This is a genomic window from Pedobacter frigoris, from assembly GCF_032678645.1.
Classification (GTDB): domain Bacteria; phylum Bacteroidota; class Bacteroidia; order Sphingobacteriales; family Sphingobacteriaceae; genus Pedobacter; species Pedobacter frigoris_A.
Genome location: NZ_JAVTSP010000010.1, coordinates 39,904 through 64,125 on the forward strand (window position 1 = coordinate 39,904; position 24,222 = coordinate 64,125).

Sequence of the window (24,222 nt, forward strand, 5' to 3'; positions counted from 1 at the left end):
CTTTTTATTTTTATGGCATATTAAAATTAAAAATTATGAACAGTTCAAGCCTTGAAATAACAGAGAACGAATACTGCATTAAATTGAGTAAAGAAGCATTTGACCTGACATTGATCCGTCAGCTAATTACCAGGATCCAATCAGAACAAAAGTTTTTCAGCAGAAAGAAAGAATACATGGATGATGACATCATCAGCAGGTCATCAGATTATGAGAACAGTGAAAACTTCGACAGACTGAGTGAAAAATAAAAAAGCCACATGCTAATGCATATGGCTTTTTTAATATCAAAATTAATACTATCTGTACCTCACCTGTTGCTGTTTATCCATCATTCCCATCTGATCTTTCATCTGTTTAATCTGATCAGCCAGCAATTTATTCTTATCAGCTTTTTTTGCTTCTGTTAAATACATCTGTGCTTCTCTTTTATTCCTCTTTGCCATCGCAATTCCTGCCAGACTAAGCTTGGCCAGGGCAATATTGTGATCCATATGTAATCCCAAAGAAAGAGATTTCTTAAAATACTTTTCCGATTGCATAGGAGCCTTTCTTGACTCAATCAGACCTATTAGCAGATTATAATAACCATGTTGAACACGGATCAATTGTTTTTCATAATCGGTTATCTTTCTTAAATAAACTTCAGCTTTAGCCATATTGTCCTTTCTCAAGAACCATTGTGCCAGCAACATATTTTCATGAAAGAAAAATGTCACAAAAACCAATATGCTTAACAAAACTCCCAATATGCCCCAACCCCAAAAACTGGTAAAAAATATAGCTATTGAAGCTCCCAACAGCACACCTCCTATAATCAAACGAACGAAATTTGGCATATCCTTTTATAATTTTTTTTTGCAAATATCGTGTTTAAATACCAAAAAGCAGATTTAAAATTATAATTTCAACAAAAAAAGAAACTCTGTTCGACTGTTATTTACCATGAATGCCAAATCGCAAAATTTGAATAAAAGAATAGAAGATATTTCCACAGGTAAAACTATAATGATTAACAAATGCACCAGGGATGAACTTATTTTATTTCCAGAGATGAAAGCACAATACGATGTAGAATACCCCCTGTACGAGCCGGAATCCGCAATAATCACTAAGCTAAACTTACTGATCACAGAGAAAAATGCAACTATTGTGTTGGGTACCTGGTGCGGAGACAGTAAGCTGCAGGTTCCGAGATTTCTCAAATTGATGGATGTACTGCAGGTAAATGAAGATGACATTACTTTTATTTGTGTAGACGGCGCAAAAAAAGCAGAGAATGGCTTGATCGACAATCTTAGCATTACCAACGTACCTACTTTTATCGTTTATCAGAAAAACAAGGAACTTGGCAGAATAATTGAAAGTCCCGAAACGAGCTTAGAAAACGATTTGTTACTAATTTTAGAAAAGAAATAATATGTCTGTAACCTTAGAAAAAAGCTGGCTGGATGCACTGGGAGATGAGTTTGAAAAAGATTACATGAAACAGTTGAAATCCTTTTTATTGGAAGAAAAACAAAATGGAGCAAATATATATCCAAAAGGACCTGATATTTTTAATGCACTGAATCACACTCCATTTGATAAAGTAGAAGTGGTCATTCTGGGTCAGGACCCATATCATGGTCCAGGTCAGGCTCATGGTCTTTCTTTCTCTGTACAGAAAGGCGTGACAGTTCCTCCTTCATTAAAAAACATATACAAGGAGCTCAACGATGATATTGAAGAATTTAAAGTTCCCGGTCACGGAAACCTGACGAAATGGGCAGATGAAGGTGTATTGCTTCTAAATGCGACATTAACTGTCAGAGCACATGAAGCCGGCTCCCATCAAGGCAAGGGATGGGAAATATTTACAGATAAAGTAATCAGTACATTGTCAGAGAAAAGAAAAGGACTTATATTTCTCTTATGGGGTAAATATGCTCAAAACAAAGCTGTGCTCATAGATGAAACAAAACATACTGTGCTTAAAGCAGCTCACCCTTCTCCTTTTTCAGCTTACAATGGCTTCTTAGGCTGCAAACATTTTTCTAAGGCCAACGAAATCTTAATTAAGCAGGGTCAAAAGCCAATAGACTGGCAAATCAAAGATTAATATTCAAGAGGGACGATAGGTTCCTTTTTAGTAGTCGACATGATCATCATGGTCTGGAAAGTTTTAACTACGGAAATTTTACTGATCTTATCCATAATTAAACGTTCATACGCCTTGATATCATTCACATAAACTTTTAAAAGGAAATCTGCCTGACCGGTAACATGATGGCATTCCGTGACTTCCTTGATCTGGTTTACCTCATCAAGAAAAATCTGTATGGTATTATTTTTATGAAAATCAAGTTGAACTTGTATAAACGTCTTAATTCCTAATCCCAGTTTTTCCTCGTCAACTAAAGCGTGATAACTTTTAATATAACCTGACATTTCAAGCTTTCTCACTCTTTCTAAAGTCGGAGCCGGCGAAAGGCCTATCTCCTGAGATAAAAGTAAATTGGTAATCCTACCATTTTCCTGTAGTAATTTTAAAATCTTAAAATCCGTTTTATCTAGTTCTGCTGCCATCTTAAAAAAATAATAAGCCCAAAGGTAGAATAAGAAAGCATTAATTACCAAATTTTATTCTAAAAAAGTTGCAAATATTTATAGTTTATTTCTCTATTATTTTTTTAGATTTGTCTAAACTTTTAGTTAGACAAACAGAAATGCAATCCTTTACAGAAGAGAATTATTTAAAGATCATTTATCATCTTTCATTAAATAATGAAGGGAACGTTCAAACGAATGCAATAGCAGAACGAATGCAAACCAAAGCGGCTTCAGTAACTGATATGATAAAGAAGCTGGCTGATAAACAATTAATAGATTACAAAAAATATCAAGGGGTAAAACTCACTGAATCCGGACGATCTTTAGCAATTGATATTGTTAGAAAACATAGACTTTGGGAGGTATTTCTCGTAGAAAAGTTGCACTTCAAATGGGATGAAGTACACGATATTGCTGAGGAACTGGAACATATTAACTCTCCTGAATTGATAGAACGTCTGGACGAGTTTCTTTCTTTCCCAAAAAATGATCCTCACGGGGATCCTATACCAGATAAAAATGGAAAATTCGATACCGCAACATTCGTCAAATTAAGCAAACTAAAAAAAGAAGAGACAGGGATTATTATGGGGGTCAGCGACCACTCCTCTCCATTTTTAAAACACCTTGAAAAACTAGGGCTTACTTTAGGCAAACCATTAAAAATCATAGATGTAATAGATTTTGACGGATCAGTAGAACTACTTGTTGAGTCCAAAAAACTAAATGTCAGCAGAGAAGTTGCCAAGCATGTACTCATTAAAACGTCAACCAACAACACCACCTCCTAGTATTTGAACCAAAAAAACTATTATATGAAACCATCAGGATGTTAAAACCACAACTCGCATACATAAATCTGATAGCTTCATTACAATTGAAAACAAACATATACGGATGAAAAAGACCGAACCAAAAAAGAATACTGAATCCTTAAGCGAAGTACATCAGAGTGTAGACACGAGTAAACGTACCGGATGGAGGCGAATACTGTCATTTATTGGCCCTGCGTATCTCGTAAGTGTAGGCTATATGGATCCTGGAAACTGGGCAACGGATATCGCCGGAGGAAGCAAGTTTGGATATCAGTTGATCTGGATATTGTTAATGTCCAATCTGATTGCCCTGCTCCTGCAATCTTTAAGTGCCCGACTAGGTATTGTGAGAGGACTCGACCTGGCTCAGGCCTCCAGAAATGCCTATCCGAAATGGGTAAATATCCCTTTATTTGCTTTGGCTCAAACTGCAATAGTTGCATGTGACCTTGCAGAAATCATTGGAATGGCCATCGGGTTAAACTTGCTTTTTGGCCTACCGCTCATCTGGGGCATCAGCGTTACTATTTTTGATACGGTTCTACTCTTATTCCTCCTGAATAAAGGCATGCGCAAAATGGAAGCTTTTATTGTATCTATGGTTTTCATTGTAGGCGTCTCTTTCCTGGTTGAAATGTTCATCGTTGAACCTTCACTTAAAGAGATAGCGAAAGGCTTTGAACCATCTATGCTTTCAGGTGAAGCACTGTATATTGCTATTGGAATTATAGGAGCCACTGTTATGCCACACAATCTCTACCTTCATTCCTCTTTGGTCCAAACCAGAAAATTTGAAAGAGACACAAAAGGCATAAAAGAAGCGATTAAATTCAATTTTATAGATACTGCTGTTGCTTTAAATCTTGCTTTTTTTGTCAATGCGGCCATCCTGATATTGGCAGCTGCAGCATTCTACAAAAATGGCTTACACGAGGTGGCAGAGATACAAGATGCGCATAAGCTTTTACAAAACATCTTCGGAAACGTTGCCCCGGCCCTATTCGCTATTGCGCTGATTGCTGCCGGACAAAGCTCAACGGTAACAGGTACACTTGCTGGTCAAATTGTAATGGAAGGGCATCTAAAGTTACGCATACAACCCTGGCTTCGCCGTTTAATCACACGTCTGTTGGCCATCATACCTGCATTTTTCACCATATTGTGGTTTGGTAATGAAGCACTTGGCGGTTTGTTAATTTTGAGCCAGGTGGTACTGAGCCTGCAACTGGGATTTGCGGTTATTCCATTAATCCACTTTACTTCTGATAAAAAAGCCATGAAAGGTTTTGCGATAAAACCATGGGTTCAGGTTCTTGCCTGGGTAAGTTCAATCGTAATTGTTTCACTAAATGTAAAGTTGGTAATAGAAGAGATTTCCAATTGGGGAGCAGAAGGCGGGTGGTACGTGTATGCCATTATAGTGCCTTTAGCAATACTCATAGCGATGCTCTTGCTGTACATATTTATCTATCCTATGGTAAAATCAAGAATACAGGAGAACAATATAGCACCTCACGGCAATGCATTGAACATTTCAGAGATAGAAAAAATAAACTACACCAGAATTGGCATCACAGTTGATTTCTCTGAAAACGATCGGACAACCATCAGACACGCCCTCATCCAGGGCGGCAAAGATGCTCACTATCATTTGATCCATGTGGTTGAGACCGCTGTTGCAAGGTATCATGGCGATTCAGCAATGGATTATGAAACACAAAGCGATACTAAAAACCTCGAAAAATACCAGACTAACCTTTCCGAACTTGGTTACCATTCAACCATCCACATCGGCTATGGCGGTACAGTGAAAGCAATTGTAGACATCAGCAATGAAACCAATCTAGAATTACTGGTGATGGGAGCACATGGACATAAAGGACTGAAGGACCTCATTTTAGGTACCACAGTCAATTCAGTGCGTCATAAAGTCTCCATTCCAGTACTTATAGTAAGATAAAATTCAGATATTAGCAACCTGAATGAAAAACGATATCCAGATTAAAAATAAAAGGGCCTATTTTGACTACCACATTGTCGAAAAATACAATGCCGGACTTGCGTTGTTAGGTACTGAAATAAAGGCGATCCGACAAGGAAAAGCCAATATGTCAGATGCTTTTTGTATGTTCATTGGAAACATATTGTACGTTCGCAACCTGCATATTTCAGAATATAGTCACAGTTCATTTTACAACCATGACATCAAAAGGGACCGGGTATTACTACTTCAAAAAAGAGAGCTAAAAAAACTTAAAGTAAAAAGTGAGGAAAAAGGTTACACCATCGTGCCCCTTAGAATTTTCACTAATGAGCGGGGTTTTGCAAAAATAGAAATTGCGCTTGCGCAGGGTAAAAAAGAATTTGACAAGAGAGATAGCATTAAAGACAGAGAATCGAAGCGTGAGATGGACAGGGCCATGAAGGTATAAAACTACCAGGCCTGATCTCCAACCAATGGTACAAATCTAAAAGTATCCAACTCGATCCTTTCATAGTCAGTTTCACTGACACGAATTACAGTGACCATTTTTTGTGAATGCTCATCTCCTACCGGTATCACCAGTATGCCACCGATTTTAAGTTGCTTTAATAAAATTTCCGGCACAAATGGAGCTCCGGCGGTTACGATGATCTTGTGGTAAGGTGCATGTTCAGCAATGCCTTTAGATCCATCACCAAAAAAGAAATGTGCATTATACCCCATTCCAGGAAGCACCCTGATCGTGTGTCTGTAAATACTTTCCTGACGTTCTATCGTATAAACATTCGCACCAAGTTCCATCAGAATACAAGTCTGGTAACCCGAACCCGTTCCAATTTCCAACACTTTATCACCTTTTTTAATGTGGAGCAATTCACTTTGATAAGCAACGGTATAGGGTTGTGAAATGGTCTGACCATCTCCTATCGGAAAGGCGATATCTTTATAGGCCTGGTTCCAGAATGTTTCATCAAAAAAGAAATGGCGGGGAACTTTACCTATTGCTTTGAGTACATTTTTATCTTCAATCCCTCTTGCTTCCAGATGAGCTACCAACTTCTTTCTAGCTCCCTTTTCCCTATAATTGTCAACAAATTTGTATGCCATACTGTTCCAAAAATAGCCTTTTGAAATTTAATCCGGTTAAATATTTATCCCCAATTCTACAAAAAACAGCTAATCAACACAGAATCAATTGCTATAAAATTAGTAAGGATCTACATCAACCTGTATGTTCAATCCCCTAAAGTCCTTTTCAGCCTGAAATTGTAGAATAACTTCTTTTAACAGCGATTTAACCTTAGGTAAAGAAGTAGTCTTATCACTCTTAATAATCACTTGTTTGATGTAATAATTTCTTACACGAGCCACCAAAGGTTGTTCTGGACCCAATACACGTCCTCCCAAATGAGCCCTAAGCTCGTTAGCGAATTTTTGCGAAGCCATATTTAGCAGATCGGAATCCTTATGTTTGATATTAATGAAAATCAGTCTCGTAAACGGAGGATAATTAAATTGCCGGCGTTCAGACAATTCCTCGTTATACATCTCAAGATATTTGTTCTCTATTACCTGATTAATAATTCGATGGCTATCATCATAAGCCTGAATGATCACTTTGCCCTGTTTATCCCTTCTGCCTGCTCTTCCTGCTACCTGGGCAAGCAATTGATAACTCCTTTCAAAAGCCCTGAAATCAGGGTAGTTCAATAATGTATCTGCGTTAATTACGCCTATAAGCGTGACATTATCAAAATCCAATCCCTTAGCGACCATTTGAGTCCCAATCAGGATATCAGTTTTTTTCTCCTGAAACTCAGAAATGATCTGTTGCAATCCATTCTTAGTACGCGTACTATCTACATCAAGTCTGGATATCTTTGCCTCAGGAAAAATCAGGCTCAGCTCTTCTTCCACCCTTTCTGTACCAAAACCCTTTTGCTCAACGTGCACTGATCCACAGGCAGGGCAAATATTAATGCTGCTCTGATGGTAACCACAATAGTGGCAGTGTAATTTGCCGCTGGTTTTATGATAAGTTAACGAAACATCACAGTTCACACATTTAGGTGCGTAGCCGCAGGTTGCACAAATCAATATTGTCGCGTACCCCCTCCTGTTTTGAAAAAGTATCACCTGCTCTTTATGCTCCAGTGTAAAAGCAATCTCATCGATCAATTTACCTGAAAAATAAGAAACCATTTTTTTCTTTTTCGTTTCTTCGGAAATGCTGATCACTTCCTGAAGAGGTAATTCAACACCTCCAAAGCGTTCATTTATTGTGACCAAACCATATTTTCCACCTCTGGCATTAAAATAGCTTTCTATCGATGGCGTGGCTGATCCCAATACTACTTTGGCTTTATGTAAATGCGCCAGATATACCGCAGCATCACGTGTCTGATAACGTGGTGCCGGATCCTGTTGCTTATACGACGATTCATGTTCTTCATCGACAACAATCAGTTTCAATTCTTTGAAAGGAAGAAAAACCGCAGAGCGAGCGCCAAGCACAACCCTATATTTCCCATTCAAAACCTTATTCCAGATTTCTACACGTTCATTATTATTAAACTTGGAGTGATAAACACCTATAGCATCTCCGAAATAACGCTGGATCCGCTCTACAATCTGCGTTGTAAGGGCAATTTCCGGTAACAGGAACAAGACCTGTCCGCCTTTTTCAATAGCCTGTTCAATAAGTTTGATATAGACCTGCGTTTTCCCTGATGCGGTCACACCATGCAGCAGCACCACGTCTTTTTCAGCAAACTCCTGCTCAATCTTCTTTAACGCCCCATCTTGCGCATTACTCAGTTCAAAATTGAGAATAAAGTCATCGCTATAATCCCGCAGTCTGCTTACGGGTCTTTTGTAAACCTTAAATATTTCTTTATCTAACAAGGATTTTAATGCTCCCTGTCCACAATTACTTTCCTCCAGCAACTCTTGTTTAGATATTACATCCTGTTGCTTGGAGAGCTTTAAATAAGCTAAAAGAGCATCCAGCTGTTTAGGCGCTTTTTCGAGAATAGCAAAGAGTTGTCTTAAATTCTCTTCGTCCTGATAAAAAGAGCTTAAACTGACAAATGATTTTAGTAATGGCTTATATTTCTCAACCACTTCCTCCGCAATATAAACCATTCCTTTATCCAGCAAACCATTGATAATCGGATAAACTGTCTTCTGACCTAATAAGGCAGAAACATCGTCTATAGTTAAGCGTGGTCTGCTTCTTAAAGCCTTGAGTACTACATCCTCTTTTTCTGTAAACACCACGCCTTCCTCAGGAACAGCATCTTCTTTTAATACAATTATAGTCTCGCTGGCAAGTTTTAAACCTGCCGGTAAGGCTGCCGACATTACATCACCTTCATTACACATGTAGTACGAAGTCATCCAATCCCACAGTTCTAATTGTTCGTGAGTAATGATCGGATAGGCATCTACAACATCTATAATATACTTGGCTTCATATATGCCGGGGGCTTCATGACTGATGCTTTTGATCAGTGCGGTATAAATTTTATTTTTACCAAACTGAACTACTACTCTTTTACCTACCCCTACCTGTCCGTTTAGATCGAAGGGAACCCTGTAAATGTAATTTTTAGCAAGTGACAGCGGAAGTATCACTTCAATAAATAAAGTCTCCCTTTCTACAAATTCCTCATCATCAATCTCAAACATTATTTACCCTTTACTGCTGCTAAAAACAATGACAACCAGCCCAATATAAATAAAAGGCCACCAATGGGAGTTACAGGACCAATATAATTGACAAAACCTATATTTAAAACATCTCTTGTAGCCAGCAGATACAACGAACCTGAGAAAAAAAGAATACCTAATGTAAAAAACCAGTAAGCCAGATTGACAAGCCTGGTCTGCTCAGTTTTAAGTTGTGAGAGAAACAGCAATGCGAACACATGATAAAACTGATATTCTACACCCTTTGCCCATATCTCCAGCGATCCTGCATCTACAACTCTTTTCAATCCGTGTGCACCAAAAGCACCAAACATAACTGCTACAGCACCCAATAGAGCCGCTGTCAATAATATGCGTCTACTCATTATAACCCAATTTTTTTCAAAACAAACTTAGATAAAATTGGCTATATTTTAATAGGTCTTCATGGATACTAGCATAACTTTCTCTAAGTTTGCTTAAACGACAGATGAAAAAGATTTTAGTCATAATAATCACACTCATTGCTGCCATCATCACAATGGCATATCTATATTTTTCCGGATTAAATTCAGAATTAAAGAATAACGACAGCAGTCTTTACGCCGCCACTACAAACTCGGCCTTCATTTTCTCCTTTGAAAATGACAAAAGCATCCTGGATATTCTCAAGGCACAGGATTTATTCAAAGAAATAGCGGGTGATGATAAATTCTCAGAGCTTGAGTCTTTAAAAACCTACATTTTATCTGTTCCTGAAATCAACTATGCCATTGACAAACAAGCTGTTTATATCAGTTTAATTCCAGGCGGCAACAAAAACATAGACTTCCTCTACAGTACGCAGATAAAAGCAGGAATCAACATTGACCAGTTACGCAAAACTTTAAAAGACCATTCAATCGAAACGGGTAGCAAAGAAAACTTGATCAGTATGCGATTGCCAGACAGCAATATCTTCTATCTGGGTATAAAAGACAACTTATTGTTATTGTCGGGTACTACCAAACCTATCAACGACGTGCTTTTATCCTCATTCAATAAGGGCAGTAAATTTGTAGATTATATAAAATCAAATAGCCGGATTACAAAAAATAGCCTTGCAGAAGTATATATCAATTTTGAGGTTATGCCCTCACTTTTAAAAGCAGTGCTGCCTGGAAAATTAACAGGAGAACTCTCTGTGTTCAACAATCAGCATGCATTTGCAAGCCTGACCTACAACTTCAGTAAAGAAAAAATCCTTCTTACAGGAACAACAACTCCTAATGATGACAACGGTTATTACCATTTATTTGCCGGGTTAAAAGCTCAGAAAATCAGCATAACGAATATACTTCCTGAAAACACCGCCAACTATTCAGTTTTTGCAGTAGACAATTACACCAGCTGGAAAAAATCATTAGACAATTGGTTTGCACTTATAAAAGATGAGCATAACACTTCCAAAATCATTAAGAATTATAATGAGAAATACAGGATTAACCTGGAGCAGATCTTTCCAAAATACTTTAAAAATCAATTCATTACCTTCCAGCTGAGTACAACAGAAAAAATTGGAGCAATAGAACTAAGCAATGGAGATAAAGTAACCCAGCTTCTTCTAGACCTTAGCACAGAATATAGCCAGGATATTAAAGTATTAAAAGAAGACAACCTATTGTATGCTTATTTTGGTGAGCCACTAAAGAAATTCAAAAGGCCTTTCTATTGCATTATAGATAACTATATGGTTTTTTCTAATAATGCCAGCAGCGTACAGTCGTTCTTAAATAGCTACAAAAATAATACGCTTTTAATTAATGACAAGGATTATAGCACGGCAATAGACCAGTTAGCAAATACAGCCAATATCAGTTATTTCATTGGTCTGAAAAATTCTTCCGATATTTTCTTAAAGAACTTGTACCAGCCGTATTATAAACAAATCAGAAATGAAAAAGGCCTAAAAAACTATACCTCATTCATATATCAGTTAAGCGGCGACAATGGAAAATTCCAAACCAATGTACTGATTAATAAAAAGATCAAACTATCACCAGATAGTAATTCACTACAAACCGATTCAATAATAAGTATTCCATAACTACATGATGAACAAAAGATACCTGGTTATTTGCTTCTTATTTTTCACAGTACATTCAAAAGCCCAGCAATATGGACTATTCAATACTAAAACTCTGTTTGATGGTTTTGAAAATCCTGCGCAGAAAACATTTGTACTGGACTCTTCACGTAAATTTGCATCCAACTTTTTCCTTCCATATCTCGGATTAAATGCGTCAACCAAAGGAAATGAAAACACTATCCGACGTCTGATTAATGAAGGCGTATATTCAGCAAAAGACATCACCATTGGAAACAATGAAGTAAATCATATTTTCCACAGCAGTAACATCTACCTGTTTAACTTTAAAATATTCAAATCTTATAAATATCATAAAGAAATAGGACTCTCCTGGCAGTTGCGTACGGATGGAAATTTGGACTACACCAATGAAACATTTGCATTACTAGACAATTACAATAGATTTGATGCTTACAAAGGACAAGATTTCGAAGATGCTTTTAACAACAATGGCTATGCACAATCTTATCACCAGTTTAGCATCAGCTATCGGGAAAATTATAACAAGAGACTCGCATTTGGTGTTAAATTAAGTTTATTGAGCGGCATCACCTATAATAAACTTCAAATCAAACAGTCATTTTTTAATCCAGGATCAGATACACAGCCTCTCGTAGCTGCACTTAAAGGAAGCTACAGGGCAAATTTTCTTGAAACAGATGAACTCTCCAAAAAAGACTTGGTACCAACATTCAAAAATCCGGGACTTGCCTTTAGCTTCGGTACCAGCTACACCTCAAAAAGCGGCGTATTCCTGATGGCCAACGTAAAGGATTTGGGCGTTATCAGATGGGCTAAAAGCTCTTACTATAATCAATTCAACAACATCAATGATCCCCTGATTATTTTGGACCCAGAGGCTAACCCTTCATCTATCGAGAACAGGATTACAGAAATAGCCACCGACGGCGAAACACGCGAACGTTTCTATAGTCTTACGAATGCAAAAGCTGATTTTATGATCTCAAAAGCATTCAGTATTTCAGTTCCTTATTTCACCTACACGCCTGCTTTAATTGTATCGAAGAATCTGTTCTATAAAGGAGGCGACGCAGCTTTTGTCAACAAATTTAAGTATGATCAATTTTCATTAAGTGCCATTCCTTCATACAATTTCAACAACTTGTTTCTATTTGGTATGCAGGGAATGTATCAAACACCCAATTTCGAGGTCTTTCTCGGATCTGACGATCTTTTTAAAACAGTGTCGCAAGCAAAAGGAGCGATCAAACAAGATATTACCATAGGAAAAGGTTACAATGGTGCCTCCTTCTACATGGGAATTGGAATTAAGTTTGGAAATACTGTAGAGCATCCTCAGAATAGCAGTAGAATGCCGGGAATTAACGATGGAGAATCCAGTTTTTTCAAACGCCTCTTTAGTGTATTCTCAAAGAGGAGGTAAACATACTACAGGCCAGCCTTTTTCTTAGGTGTAGTCAGCACAAAATCCTTAAGGTAAAATGGTTCAAAATATGCTACATCCTCAAATTTTGATTGCAAATAAGCATTATATGCCAATGCGCTCATGTTGCTGGCAGAATTAAAATTAGCTTCAGAGAACGAAGCATTTTTATGGCTGATCACATCCTTACACTTCGCAGCACCATCACCAATGAACATTAATGCTCCGGAATTCAGCTCCTCTGCAAAGCTATACTCGTCAATTATCTTAGCATTGGTATCCATTATCGAGTCCAATTTGGCATTATATACCGCAGTAAAAACCTCCATTCTCCTTGCATCAATCATCGAACAGATTGCACCCGTATACGCAGGTTCATCGTGTATAAAACCAGAAGCCATCATTTGAAGTGTATCCACGCCAATTAATGGTTTATCCAGTGCAAAGCATAGTCCCTTCGCAGTAGAAACACCTATTCTAAGTCCGGTATACGAACCAGGGCCCTTGCTCACCGCTACTGCATCCAGATCAGAAAACTGAAGACCGGCCATTTTCATCACCTCCTCAATAAACAAAGTGAGACTGCCTGCATGAATGTTACTTGCCATTAGTTCCTTTAGCGCTATGGTCTTACCATCTTTTGATAGTGCAGCAGAGCAAACTTGTGTAGCAGTTTCGATTTGAAGTATAGTAGTAGCCATTGATGATAAATATAAAATTACGGAACAGGATCATGACCATGTCCACCCCAGGGATGGCATCTGCCAATGCGTTTCAAAGTTAACCAACCTCCTTTAAAAGGCCCATGTTTTTTTATCGCTTCAATCCCATATTGTGAGCACGTTGGTGTATACCTGCAACTGGCACCTAACAATGGCGACAAAAGCCACTGATAAAGCTTGATCAGTCCGAGGAAGAACCAGCCAATTATTTGTTTAAGAAGGCCGATCATTTTCCTGAGTCATTTTAACCTGCAATTCAGCTGTAAGCTTTTTAAAAACTCCTGACAACTTCTTTTCGAAAAAAGGATAGTCATAAATCTTCTTGCCTATAAATTGGATGGAAAGTAATAAGAGCTTTTCAGATTCAGGAATCAAAGCGTACAAATACTCTTGCTTCTGCAGGCGGTAAGCTTCTCTGGTCAATCTTTTAATGCGGTTTCTATCAACAGCTTTTTTAAAGCGCTTTTTAGACACATTAATTACAACCTGAACAGGAAATTGATGAGAAGTAGCTGTAAGCAAATAAGATACCCTATATGGGTATAATAAAAAAGAAGAACCGTTTTTAAATAGCAAGTCAATTAACTTCCTGCTACACAACCGTTCTTCTTTGTTAAATGTGTTCATGTTTTTGATCGCAAATTTGCAGATGTTCTGATCTGCCAACACTTAAAGTGCTGCAATCAAAAATTATGCTTTATGACGACGTTCGTCAGAAACTGATAATCTTTTTCTTCCTTTTGCACGACGAGAAGCTAATACTCTTCTACCGTTTGCTGTAGCCATTCTTTCGCGGAAGCCGTGTTTGTTTCTTCTCTTTCTTTGCGAAGGTTGGAATGTTCTTTTCATAACTGTATTATATCTTGACTATTTTTTTAAATAAGAGGTGCAAATATAGTTTGATTTTTTTCTAATTGCAAATAGAATTAGAATTTTCTACATACCTAAGGCTGCTTTTAGTTTTACATATCCTGTTTTGCTCACCGGCAACCAGATATCCGACTTCAGAAGCACCACATAACTATCTTTTTCTTTCAGTTCTATGCGGGTTACTTCCGACAAATTTATAATATACGAACGGTGTATCCTAATAAATTGACCCGGATCCAGTGTCCGTTCAAAGAAACTCATGGTTTTATTCTTATGAAAAATTCCTTCTGTAGTACTTAATTTAACATAATCATCATCTGCTTCCAGGTAATGAATATCTCCGACAGCAATAATTTTGATTACTCCATTTTTCTTTACCACCACCCGGTTATTCTGGGCAGGGCTCAACGCTGCCGAATTTAGAAGCTCCTGAGTGGCCTCGGTATCTGTACTATTCAACCGTGCCGGTATTTTTTTAATGGCCTGTTCAAATCTTACCTGTTCAATCGGCTTTAACAGGTAATCTACCGCATTTACTTCAAAAGCTTTGATAGCATATTCGTCGAATGCAGTGGTGAATATCACAGCAGGAGGATTCTCTACCAGTTCCAGCATTTCAAACCCGTTAATTTTAGGCATTTGAATATCCAGGAAAATAAAATCAGGCTGATGTTGTGTGATCGCTTTTAATCCTTCAAAACCGTCACTGCATTCTGCTACGACTTCAATATCAGGAAAATCACTCAGATAATGCTTTACAATATCCCTTGCCAGGGATTCATCATCAATTAGTATGGTTCGTATCATCTGCTTGAGGTATTTTAAGGGTAGTTATGTATATATTTTCCTGAGTAGCCTGTGCATGCAACAATTGCTCATCAGCAAACAATAGGTATAATCGTCTTTTAATCGCCGTCAATCCAAATCCTGTACCTCCTGTAGCTTTCATTTCCGGATCAAATGGATTTCTAACTCTAATGACAAGCACGCCATTTTCTACATTAACGGTTATTGCTATTGTAATTGCGGCAGCGGTATTGTACAAGCCAAACTTAATGGCATTTTCCACGATTGGCTGAAGTAAAGTACCAGGCAATTTCAAATTTAACGTTTCTTTGTCTATATCTATATCGACACTCAGCCTGTGGCTGAACCTTACTTTTTCAATATCAAGATAAAGTTGTATGTACTCCATTTCCTCCCCTACAGTCACCCAAACCTCATCATCCCTTTTCAAAGTACCTCTTAAAAATGCGGCAAGTTTTGTAATCATGGTACCTGCTTCTTTAGGATTCACAATGGTAAGCGCATAAACTGAGTTCAGACTATTGAACAAAAAATGAGGTTGGAGCTGATGCCTCAGTTTATTCAACTCAGCTTCCTTAGAAAGGTTCTGCGCCATTAATAGCCGCTCCTGGGTTTCTGACTGCTCCTCTAGTCTGTACCATAAAATATTGGCTAATGCACACCAGGCAAGGAACACAAATACAATGATAAAACGAACCAACAATGATAATCTTAAAAAGCTTCGATATGTCAAATCACTGGGAAACAACATATTCAGACAGAATTTACTGATAAAAGTGACAATTAAGGCCAATACAAGCGTAAGCATCAGCACAAAAAGGATGGTTTCTTTTTTTGGCTGATAATACCCAAGCATATTACTCAAAATAAAACAACCCATCGCCATTAGTCCGTTGGTAATTAAACTATCAGCAATTGAAACCTCAATACTAAAGTTCAGCGTCACGTAAAAAAGAATTACAAACAAAGAAGCCCAGGCTAAAAAAATAGCACCGGCAACTCTTTGTATTCTTAATATTGATAACGGACTTGTTGTCAAAATAGATTATTTAAGCTGATTTATTTTATAATACACCAATGGCATTATCCAAAAATTCTTTTCGTTTGTTTATTTGTTCTCTAAAATCGAGGGCATCCTGAGGTTCATGTAATATTGAAGTCACCTCCGCACCATCAGTTGGTGTCTGTATTTCATGAAGTCCGGCAATACAGATGAACTTCCATTCTACCAGTTCGCCTTTATAGTTTCTAAAAGGAGGATGAAAATCATCAGCCATGCCTTCCGCTTTGCAAATTGCATCATTACCAGTATTTGCACTAATTAACCTTAGTTGCTCATCAAACTGCGCCTTATATCCCCCGTCGCCACTAATAATTTCATAAATATACCTTACTAAAAACCATTTCATAACATAGAATTTAAAAATTTCTGATATCCACCCCTCCGAATAAAGCCACCCCTTTAATTATTATAGTCTTTTTAGGCTCAGAAACCACTTGCCCAAGTGCACGTTTGTCATCTATACCACCAAATATCGCAGTGACTTCTGATTTTACATCCCAGCTTGGAGGAACAACAATTTTAACTCCACCAAAGATCGCAACCACATCAAGCGATATGGTTCCCTCAAAATCTGCCTGGGAAAGATTGATATCCGAGCCCCCAAAAATCGCTATGGCATCCCCGCCTTTGAAATTTTTAGAGTAAATGTTCTGATGACTACCACCAAATACATTCACCGTATCCAGTATGTCATTCTTGTCTATATCATACGGAGTTTGTACACCATCGTCATTCTGGCTACCAACACTTTCATAGGCAGCACATTTTTGCGCCCATTTCTTTTTCCAGCGTCTTCCCTGAAAACCACGTCCTTTTGGTTTAATGATCAGAAAAACTCCAATTGCGATAAAGATTAGTGCAAAATAATATTTCGAAAAATCTACATTTACAATTGACTCAATTGTAAAAAAACCGCCCACTGCCACAAAAAACATCCAGAGTCCAACCTCAAATTTGCGTTTATATCCGACCAATAGTCCAATAGCAATCAACAACATCGGCCAATCGATGATCCATTTCGGAATATTAACCCCTATGTTGTCCAACAGAAAAACTACCCCGATCAAAAGGACTACTAGCCCTGTACACATTCTGCTGGAGTTATTTGTTTTCAAATTTCCCATTTCCTTTTCTAATCTAAATATGGCTAACCGCTATTGTTTCCAATTTATTTAATCGCCTTTGCTTCATCAAAATTACAGACAACCTGTGCCATTAACAACACAGCAGCCATGTAGCTATTCTAATCGTCGGTAAACAACACTATTTTATCGGTAAAAAACAGTCAACACAAAAAAGGGCCAATTACTTCTGTAATTAGCCCCTTTTCATTCAGCAAATTCTTTTATTTATTTTTAAGTAAATCTCTGATCTCTGCCAATAACACTTCTTCTTTTGAAGGTGCAGCTGGCGCCACAGGTTCAGCTTCCTGTTTGCGTTTCATAGAATTAATACCTTTCACCAACATAAATACAGCCAGAGCTAATAATAAAAAGTTAATGGCTACAGTAATGAAATTACCATAGGCAAAAATAACAGTATCAGGCACCTTACGTGCCTCCTCCAGCGCAAGATTAGCGGCAACCTCCCCTTTCAATACAATATAGAGATTACTGAAATCTACCGAACCAATAACTGCAGATATCAACGGCATGATCAAATCCTTTACCACACTATCGATAATTTTACCAAAAGCACCACCGATAATTACACCGACAGCGAGATCCATTACGCTGCCTTTTACAGCAAATTCCTTAAATTCTTTTACAAATCCCATATAATAGTTGTTTTAGTTTATTCTAATTTATAAAAATCGTACCAAAAACAAGAATATTAAAGACATAATTAATTTCATTATTCTATCATCAAATTAACACATAAGATAACACAAGTATTAAAATTTTATCCTGACCCCACCATGTAGCGTAACGTAGACGACGGCATTAATTTGGCATCACCTTGTCTTTGCCTAAATGTGAACATAAAAATTTTCTTGGGTTTGTTAGTGTAAATTTAACGATATACCTTGGGGAAATTGCTTTTATCTGTTCGAAATGTGTATTTTTGGACCGGGTACATAAAATACCTGCTCATCATCTTATGTTAAAACAGCACCTACAACAAAAATTACTACAGAAACTCTCTCCTCAGCAAATCCAATTTATAAAGTTGCTGCAGGTACCGACTGTTGCTTTGGATACGCGTATTAAAGAAGAGCTTGAAGAAAATCCAGCTCTTGAAGATCCAAGCTTAATGATCGCAGAAGAGCCAAAAGGTGAATATGATGATTTGAATGATGGTCCAGAAGATTATGATGCAGGAGCTAAAGAGGAAAGCACCGACGAATTTAATGTAGATGATTATCTGCAGGACGACAGTGTAAACGATTATAGTACATCGTACAACAACAGTGACGATGATGAAGAAAAAAAAGAAACTCCTATAGCTATAGAAAGCACCTTTTTTGAGAGCTTACAGGAACAACTGGATCTGGTTCCGCTTTCTAACCAGGATTTTATTATAGGAAAACAGATTATCGGAAGTTTAGATGACGATGGATACCTGAGAAGACCTATTACTTCCATGATAGATGATCTTGCATTTTCACAAAATGTGATGGTGGAAGAAGAAGATGTACTGGAAATGCTGAAAGTGATACAAAGTTTTGATCCTCCCGGTATTGCAGCAAGAGACTTACAGGAATGCCTTACCCTGCAGCTAAGGCGTAAAGATCCTAACAATCCAATCATTGTTAAAGCGATTGAAATTGTTGAGAATTACCTCGATGAGTTTACACGCAAACATTACGATAAACTGGAGAAGTCATTGGGACTGAACAGTGAGGACCTGAAGGAAATCATCGCAGAGATACTGCGTCTGAACCCCAAACCTGGAGACTCTAATCAGGTTACAACCAAACAATTACAAATCATACCCGATTTTCATGTTTCTAACAATGATGGCGTACTGATACTTACTTTAAACTCAAAAAATGCACCTGAATTAAGGGTCAGCAGGTCATACATAGACATGTTCGATCACTATGATAAAGCATCTCAGAAGGATAAAAAATTAAAAGAAGCCGTTCAGTTTGTAAAGCAAAAACTGGACTCGGCAAAATGGTTTATCGATGCCATAAAGCAAAGACAGCAAACCCTGCTAAAGACTATGAATGCCATTATGCAGTATCAATATGAATACCTGCTTACAGGAGATGAAAGAAAAATGCGCCCCATGATCCTGAAAGATATAGCTGACAAGATTGATATGGATATTTCTACGGTATCAAGGGTAGCAAACTCTAAATACGTGCAAACCGAATTTGGCACCTTCTTATTGAAATCTTTCTTTTCTGAGGCCATTCAGACTGAAAGCGGTGAAGAAGTTTCCAACAAAGAGGTGAAGAAGATATTGGAGGACTGTATTGGCAACGAAGACAAGCGCAAACCTCTTGCTGATGAAAAGCTCACCGAGATCCTAAAAGACAGAGGGTATAATATTGCCAGAAGAACGGTAGCTAAATACAGGGAGCAAATGAATATTCCTGTGGCGCGTTTAAGAAAGGAGCTTTAGTAATATTCGTTATTACCACATTTTGGTGGTGCTCAATACTTCGTAAACATTATTGAGCTGAATACCGAGTACAATTTCATGGCTCCCATTACTCACTGTATTCAACTCAGAGGTAACGAAATCATAGGAGTAGGTAAGGTTAATTAGCTTGCTGATATTTACCCCCGCCATTGCGGAGAAGGAATCATTTTTACGGTAGCTACCTCCTACCCACAAACGGTCTCTAAATGCAATTTTCACATTGGCATCCACAGATATTGGAGCAGGGGTTACTTTTTTAAACATGACTGAAGGCGTCGCACTGATCTCGTCGTCTATAAAGAGTTTATATCCCGCTGTGGCAAAAAAATGAGGCACATCTCTGCCTGTATTGTATTTAGGATCACTGGTGAATTTCAATTTTTGAGGCAATACCTGCTGTACAGAAGCTCCCGCAAAAAAACGCGCACCATAAAGCCACACGCCTAATCCAAGATCTGGTTTCACCTGACTGATGATTGCATTCTGAACCGAAGGATCATTTTTTACATCAAAATCAAGCTGGTTTACATCCAGTCCTATCCTGCTTAACCCGGCGGCAACGCCTACCGAAAAATTAAGTGTTCCGCTCATCTGCAGGTGATAAGCATAAGTTACACTCGCATCGAGTCGGGATAACGGCCCAACATCATCCAATACTGCGATAACACCCATTCCATGGTGAGAAGGTGAAGCAGTATAATTCTGCATGTAATTCCTGCTCATAGGGTCATCACCATTCTCTGGTAATGAAAGTGCATTTTTCCATAGGTAATCATCGCCCAGTTTCCATTGTGCCGAAAGAAATGACGTTTGAGGGGCATTTTCTATGCCAGTCCACTGCTTACGGTACCCAAGCTTCACATCTGTATAATTTTCTATTCCGCTTAATGCAGGGTTGAGCAAATAATTATTAAAAATGTATTGGGTGTACTGAGGGCGCTGTTGTGCACCAACTGGAAAAGCAAATAGTGTAAAAAGTAAAAAAGAGTATAATGAGCGTTTCATCTATCTGATCAAAGTTAAAGATCCGGTAACATTTTTTCTTCCGTTTCTTGGGTTGATAATATAATAATAAGTTCCGACCGGCAATGCCTCATTTTTAAAATTTCCATCGAAAGGACTACTATACCCAACACTATGAAAAACTTTTTCCCCGTAACGATTAAATACGTCTACCGTAGCGTTTGGATAGGTATCAATATATTTCAGCACCCAGGTATCATTTACACCATCTCCATTCGGAGAAAATGCATTTGGCGCATGTACCGAGGGTAATACATGCAGGGTTATCCTTTCAGATATCACACAGCTTTGTGATGAACTTATGGTTAAAGTGTACACCCTGTCCACATCTCCTGACATTACAGGTTCAAGTACATCATCACTACTTAAGCCCGTTGCCGGGGTCCATTTATAAATCAGGCCAAGACCTTTAGCGCTGGCAGTTACTCTCTTCTCCCCTCCCGCAAGTATATAAATGTCCCTGTCAATGATTAGCTCCGGAATCGGATTTACAGTAATTGTTCTTACCTGTACATCCTGACAACTGGTCTGACCTGCGGTAAAAGTATAGGTGATATCATGTGTTCCGAGTCCAGCTATTTCAGGATCAAACGTACCATCAGCAGTAATTCCTTTGCCACTATATACCCCGCTGCCAGGAACATTTATCGCTTCACGAGCTTGGGTCAGCTGGATTTTTCCTGCATTAAAACAAACATCGGGGATGACATCAAATACCACACGTGGTGAAGGATAAAGTGTGATTTCCTCTATTTTTTCCATAAAACATGCCTCCCCTGAAAAAGCCACCATTTTCACATGAACCCTTCTTTGATTCGGATCAGTTGGTGCAGGATACAAAAATTCATACGCCTTATTAAAATCAGGGTCTTCATCCTCTATAAATTCGGTTGGTTTATTATCTGTATCAAAATACCAGCGTAGTTTCGTAACGGTTCCCAGCGGTCTTACTTGAGAAGTATTTTTAAATTTAACTTTTACACTGCTGCATAGGTTATCCTTATTGGCAACTGTAAATGAGGGCTGCACATCAGATCCATTGACAGTAAAGTCTTTTATAATTGAGTTGGAGCAGCCATTAGCATTGGTCACTGTAAGGGTTACGTGGTAAAGACCGGCGGCGGGATATTTATGACTACCCATCGTCTGTGTTGAAATATTTAAAGGGCTTACTGCGTCACCAAAATCCCATGTATAAGTCAATCCTGTTTTACTTCCATCAACATCAGCAGAGGTGTTGATAAAATCAGCTGAAGCATCTGTTGTACAAACCTCAGGTAATGTGAAATTTGGCGTCGGCAATGCCGTAATGGTGATGTCTTTCCTGAAAGCGAGGCTCAGGCAACCATTTTCCGCCTCTGTTATCAGAGATACAGTATATTTGCCAAGTGTTGTATAAGTATGTTTAGCATTTGGCATGGTTGCGTCGGCAGGAAGAGGTGTGTTATCACCGAAATTCCAGTACCATTTAACAATAGCGGTACCTGCCTCCGGCACTGACTGATCTGTGAAGACCACTTCTTTATTAATACATCCGATTGCTAGTGCATCGAATCTGGTATTGATTTTAGGCTTGATAGTGATTGTCTTTGGCAATACATCTGACAAACAACCGTCGTCTAGACCGACAGACAAACTCACGGTGAAGGTTCCGGAACTGGTATAAGTATGTTTAGGGTTTTGTTCGGTGGAAACTGGACTACCATCACCAAAATCCCATAGCCATTTGTTTAATGGCCTGCCTGGTAAGTTGGAATTTCCTCTATCATTAAACTGAATATCAGTATCAGCGCAACCCTCCGGCTCGAAAGCAAAATCAGGGGTCGGAATTGGATACACATCAAAAGTATAGTTAAATTCAGCCTCTTCATCCAAACAATTAGTGTTGTCGTTGGCTAGTTTAACAACAATAGAAACCTTGTGCTGCTTTTCTTCCAAAAACACACTTCCCTTAGAATAGGTATATTCATAAGATAAAGTCCCATCTGAGGCTGTTATAACCCTTGGCAAAATATTTCCGTTTTCTGTAGGATCGTCATCCAGTTGCCAGGTAATTTTCTCCACCTGATAGGGAAGAATAATTTTAAAATCAGATTTCTGTCCTATGCAAGCATTTTGAGCATCTCTCTGTGTAATTTTATTGCTGACAAGAAAATAAGTATTCGCTGCCAGGTTCGTACCGGCTGAATAAGCATAAGATTCATGATCTCCAAAACCATAAGCGATGGCATTAAAGCCTTCATTTGCAGCAAGGGTTGAGTTGAGGTCAGATATTTGTATCTGGATAAAAGAATATTCAGGATTAGAAGGTATCACCTGCCATATACCATTTGGTGGTGGCAGCCCGTTAATTGTAAATGACGGCGCTGCACTCGTTTTTATCAATACATTGATGTACTTCTCTAATATCCGCTCGTCATTAGATGAAAATAACGTGATATTTTTGATATTGAATTCTATCGGATTTAACAGGACCATTTCGGGATCTCCATAAGCCCTTCCTCCCCCTGCAAGCGAGCAATCCTGGGTGAGCGAATATTGTGCTACACTAATCTTCTTATTGGCTGATATATACATTGCCTCCGTCAGGATACTTGGAATTTCATAATATTTACCTTTATCAAGAGTAATGATATTACCACCTATATCGACTCGGGTGTTATCTTCCTGAGCAAGTATCCTAATCAAATAACTTCTACTGAAAAAAGGTACAATACCATAATTTTTTCCCCAACTTATAGTTGGATACAATTGTTGGAACAAAGGGTCCTTGGATCCGTTACATATAATAGAAAGTGACGTACTGCCCGAAAACGCAGCAAAACGTTTGTTGCAGTTATCCGCTGAGTTAGGATCGATTTCTACAAATGTTCCAGTCAGGTCATCATTTCCGGCGGGCATGTATTGATATACATCACCAGCCTTGTCAAGGTGTATGGGAGTTGGCACCGTGCTACCGGGTCTGTGAATGAGCAGGTTTGTATTATCATCTGCGGCAACCAAAACTAAAAAGCCTTTACTAACCTCTCCATTTCTGGCTGCATCCTGCGTATAATTCATAGAATAATACTGCTGTCCCAAAGCCTCACGGGGTAATATAAGCGACGCAGCTGAACGCGAACCTGCGTAAATATGCTCGTATGCTGCAACCTTTGCGCCTTCATTAACAACAATATGAATTCCGCGCTGGCTAAGCACAGTATTAGCTTGATTTGTATTATAATCGATATAGGCATCGGCCCTGGGAATATCAAAGGGTATAGCCTGATTAGGAGGGATATCAACCGGACCAATTACGGTCGCACCACAACTTACTGTAACTTTAGATTGGGCTTTAGCAGTCACATATATTCTGACATTTGCATATCTTATTCCCTGCTGCGTACCTGATGGATCATGTGTAGGAAATACAGCCCAGAAGTCTGTTCCCTCATTAGATATGTTTTGAGCGTTTGCACGAATAAATGGGAAAAACAATAATGCCCATATAATTACACTCCACCTGTTCATAATCTTAGATATTCCCTTT

Annotated in this window: 25 protein-coding genes; 9 read left to right on the forward strand and 16 right to left on the reverse strand. The window is 38.3% G+C overall.

The window, feature by feature from the left end:
* Window positions 1-35 precede the first annotated feature (35 nt).
* Entirely contained in the window at window positions 36-251 is a 216-nt protein-coding gene (locus R2Q78_RS21230) for a hypothetical protein (protein ID WP_316794597.1), read from the forward strand.
* A 48-nt stretch (window positions 252-299) separates the two neighbouring features.
* Here R2Q78_RS21230 and R2Q78_RS21235 read toward each other — a convergent pair whose 3' ends face one another.
* Window positions 300-839 carry a DUF2892 domain-containing protein gene (locus R2Q78_RS21235; RefSeq protein ID WP_316794599.1) on the reverse strand — a complete coding sequence of 180 codons (540 nt, stop codon included), beginning with the start codon at window positions 837-839 and terminating at the stop codon, window positions 300-302.
* A gap of 127 nt (window positions 840-966) precedes the next feature.
* Between R2Q78_RS21235 and R2Q78_RS21240 the strand changes: the two genes are divergently transcribed.
* A complete protein-coding gene (locus R2Q78_RS21240) occupies window positions 967-1,419 on the forward strand; it encodes a thioredoxin family protein (protein WP_316794600.1) in 453 nt (150 codons plus the stop codon).
* 1 nt (window position 1,420) lies between these two features.
* On the forward strand, window positions 1,421-2,101 hold the full coding sequence (gene ung, locus R2Q78_RS21245) for a uracil-DNA glycosylase (RefSeq protein WP_316794602.1): 681 nt from the start codon (window positions 1,421-1,423) through the stop codon (window positions 2,099-2,101).
* On the opposite strand, the gene R2Q78_RS21250 is transcribed toward ung, so the two are convergent.
* Window positions 2,098-2,568, reverse strand: coding sequence for an Lrp/AsnC family transcriptional regulator (locus R2Q78_RS21250; RefSeq protein WP_316794603.1), 471 nt, complete (start codon window positions 2,566-2,568; stop codon window positions 2,098-2,100). The two genes, ung and R2Q78_RS21250, sit on opposite strands and share 4 nt — an antisense overlap.
* Window positions 2,569-2,636: 68 nt before the next feature.
* Between R2Q78_RS21250 and R2Q78_RS21255 the strand changes: the two genes are divergently transcribed.
* The 3 genes from R2Q78_RS21255 (at window position 2,637) to smpB (ending at window position 5,839) form a co-directional block, all read left to right on the forward strand.
* Window positions 2,637-3,383, forward strand: a complete 747-nt coding sequence (locus tag R2Q78_RS21255) for a metal-dependent transcriptional regulator (RefSeq protein ID WP_316794604.1) — start codon at window positions 2,637-2,639, stop codon at window positions 3,381-3,383.
* 106 nt (window positions 3,384-3,489) lie between these two features.
* The gene (locus tag R2Q78_RS21260) at window positions 3,490-5,367 is read left to right on the forward strand and encodes an Nramp family divalent metal transporter (RefSeq protein ID WP_316794607.1); all 1,878 of its coding nucleotides are present in this window, start codon (window positions 3,490-3,492) and stop codon (window positions 5,365-5,367) included.
* Between the two features lie 22 nt (window positions 5,368-5,389).
* The gene (gene smpB / locus R2Q78_RS21265) at window positions 5,390-5,839 is read left to right on the forward strand and encodes an SsrA-binding protein SmpB (protein ID WP_316794608.1); all 450 of its coding nucleotides are present in this window, start codon (window positions 5,390-5,392) and stop codon (window positions 5,837-5,839) included.
* 2 nt (window positions 5,840-5,841) lie between these two features.
* Here smpB and R2Q78_RS21270 read toward each other — a convergent pair whose 3' ends face one another.
* The 3 genes from R2Q78_RS21270 to R2Q78_RS21280 all read right to left on the reverse strand — a co-directional run bounded on the left by R2Q78_RS21270 (window position 5,842) and on the right by R2Q78_RS21280 (window position 9,467).
* Window positions 5,842-6,498, reverse strand: a complete 657-nt coding sequence (locus R2Q78_RS21270; RefSeq protein ID WP_316794609.1) for a protein-L-isoaspartate(D-aspartate) O-methyltransferase — start codon at window positions 6,496-6,498, stop codon at window positions 5,842-5,844.
* A gap of 99 nt (window positions 6,499-6,597) precedes the next feature.
* The gene (gene priA / locus R2Q78_RS21275) at window positions 6,598-9,081 is read right to left on the reverse strand and encodes a primosomal protein N' (protein ID WP_316794610.1); all 2,484 of its coding nucleotides are present in this window, start codon (window positions 9,079-9,081) and stop codon (window positions 6,598-6,600) included.
* Complete coding sequence (locus tag R2Q78_RS21280) at window positions 9,081-9,467, reverse strand: DUF423 domain-containing protein (RefSeq protein WP_316794612.1); 387 nt, start codon at window positions 9,465-9,467, stop codon at window positions 9,081-9,083. The genes priA and R2Q78_RS21280 overlap by 1 nt, the downstream gene beginning before the upstream one ends.
* 104 nt (window positions 9,468-9,571) lie before the next feature.
* On the opposite strand from R2Q78_RS21280, the gene R2Q78_RS21285 reads away from it, so the two are divergent.
* Both R2Q78_RS21285 and R2Q78_RS21290 read left to right on the forward strand, forming a co-directional pair.
* The gene (locus R2Q78_RS21285; RefSeq protein ID WP_316794614.1) at window positions 9,572-11,167 is read left to right on the forward strand and encodes a hypothetical protein; all 1,596 of its coding nucleotides are present in this window, start codon (window positions 9,572-9,574) and stop codon (window positions 11,165-11,167) included.
* A 4-nt stretch (window positions 11,168-11,171) separates the two neighbouring features.
* Window positions 11,172-12,614 carry a DUF5723 family protein gene (locus tag R2Q78_RS21290; protein ID WP_316794616.1) on the forward strand — a complete coding sequence of 481 codons (1,443 nt, stop codon included), beginning with the start codon at window positions 11,172-11,174 and terminating at the stop codon, window positions 12,612-12,614.
* Between the two features lie 5 nt (window positions 12,615-12,619).
* Here the strand turns inward: R2Q78_RS21290 and tsaB are convergent, their stop codons facing one another.
* From tsaB to mscL, 9 genes are all read right to left on the reverse strand, one after another.
* Window positions 12,620-13,315: a tRNA (adenosine(37)-N6)-threonylcarbamoyltransferase complex dimerization subunit type 1 TsaB gene (tsaB, locus tag R2Q78_RS21295; protein WP_316794618.1), complete on the reverse strand. Its 696-nt coding sequence runs from the start codon at window positions 13,313-13,315 to the stop codon at window positions 12,620-12,622.
* 17 nt (window positions 13,316-13,332) lie between these two features.
* Entirely contained in the window at window positions 13,333-13,566 is a 234-nt protein-coding gene (gene yidD, locus R2Q78_RS21300) for a membrane protein insertion efficiency factor YidD (protein ID WP_316794620.1), read from the reverse strand.
* Window positions 13,550-13,963, reverse strand: a complete 414-nt coding sequence (locus R2Q78_RS21305; protein ID WP_316794621.1) for a ribonuclease P protein component — start codon at window positions 13,961-13,963, stop codon at window positions 13,550-13,552. Before R2Q78_RS21305 ends, yidD begins: the two co-directional genes overlap by 17 nt.
* 63 nt (window positions 13,964-14,026) lie before the next feature.
* Entirely contained in the window at window positions 14,027-14,185 is a 159-nt protein-coding gene (gene rpmH, locus R2Q78_RS21310) for a 50S ribosomal protein L34 (protein ID WP_055133745.1), read from the reverse strand.
* Between the two features lie 87 nt (window positions 14,186-14,272).
* Complete coding sequence (locus R2Q78_RS21315) at window positions 14,273-15,013, reverse strand: LytR/AlgR family response regulator transcription factor (protein ID WP_316794623.1); 741 nt, start codon at window positions 15,011-15,013, stop codon at window positions 14,273-14,275.
* The gene (locus tag R2Q78_RS21320; RefSeq protein WP_316794624.1) at window positions 14,991-16,052 is read right to left on the reverse strand and encodes a sensor histidine kinase; all 1,062 of its coding nucleotides are present in this window, start codon (window positions 16,050-16,052) and stop codon (window positions 14,991-14,993) included. The genes R2Q78_RS21315 and R2Q78_RS21320 overlap by 23 nt, the downstream gene beginning before the upstream one ends.
* A 25-nt stretch (window positions 16,053-16,077) precedes the next feature.
* A complete protein-coding gene (locus R2Q78_RS21325) occupies window positions 16,078-16,422 on the reverse strand; it encodes a DUF4288 domain-containing protein (protein WP_316794625.1) in 345 nt (114 codons plus the stop codon).
* Window positions 16,423-16,432: 10 nt separating this feature from the next.
* Complete coding sequence (locus R2Q78_RS21330) at window positions 16,433-17,200, reverse strand: LiaF transmembrane domain-containing protein (protein WP_316794626.1); 768 nt, start codon at window positions 17,198-17,200, stop codon at window positions 16,433-16,435.
* Window positions 17,201-17,421: 221 nt separating this feature from the next.
* Complete coding sequence (gene mscL, locus R2Q78_RS21335; protein WP_136834438.1) at window positions 17,422-17,853, reverse strand: large conductance mechanosensitive channel protein MscL; 432 nt, start codon at window positions 17,851-17,853, stop codon at window positions 17,422-17,424.
* Between the two features lie 323 nt (window positions 17,854-18,176).
* Here mscL and rpoN point away from each other — a divergent pair, with 323 nt between their 5' ends.
* Window positions 18,177-19,649, forward strand: coding sequence for an RNA polymerase factor sigma-54 (rpoN, locus tag R2Q78_RS21340; RefSeq protein WP_316794628.1), 1,473 nt, complete (start codon window positions 18,177-18,179; stop codon window positions 19,647-19,649).
* A gap of 12 nt (window positions 19,650-19,661) precedes the next feature.
* Here rpoN and R2Q78_RS21345 read toward each other — a convergent pair whose 3' ends face one another.
* Entirely contained in the window at window positions 19,662-20,675 is a 1,014-nt protein-coding gene (locus tag R2Q78_RS21345; RefSeq protein ID WP_316794630.1) for a type IX secretion system membrane protein PorP/SprF, read from the reverse strand.
* Window positions 20,676-24,203 (reverse strand): PKD domain-containing protein, encoded by a 3,528-nt coding sequence (locus R2Q78_RS21350; protein ID WP_316794631.1) that lies wholly within the window; start codon window positions 24,201-24,203, stop codon window positions 20,676-20,678.
* Window positions 24,204-24,222 lie beyond the last annotated feature (19 nt).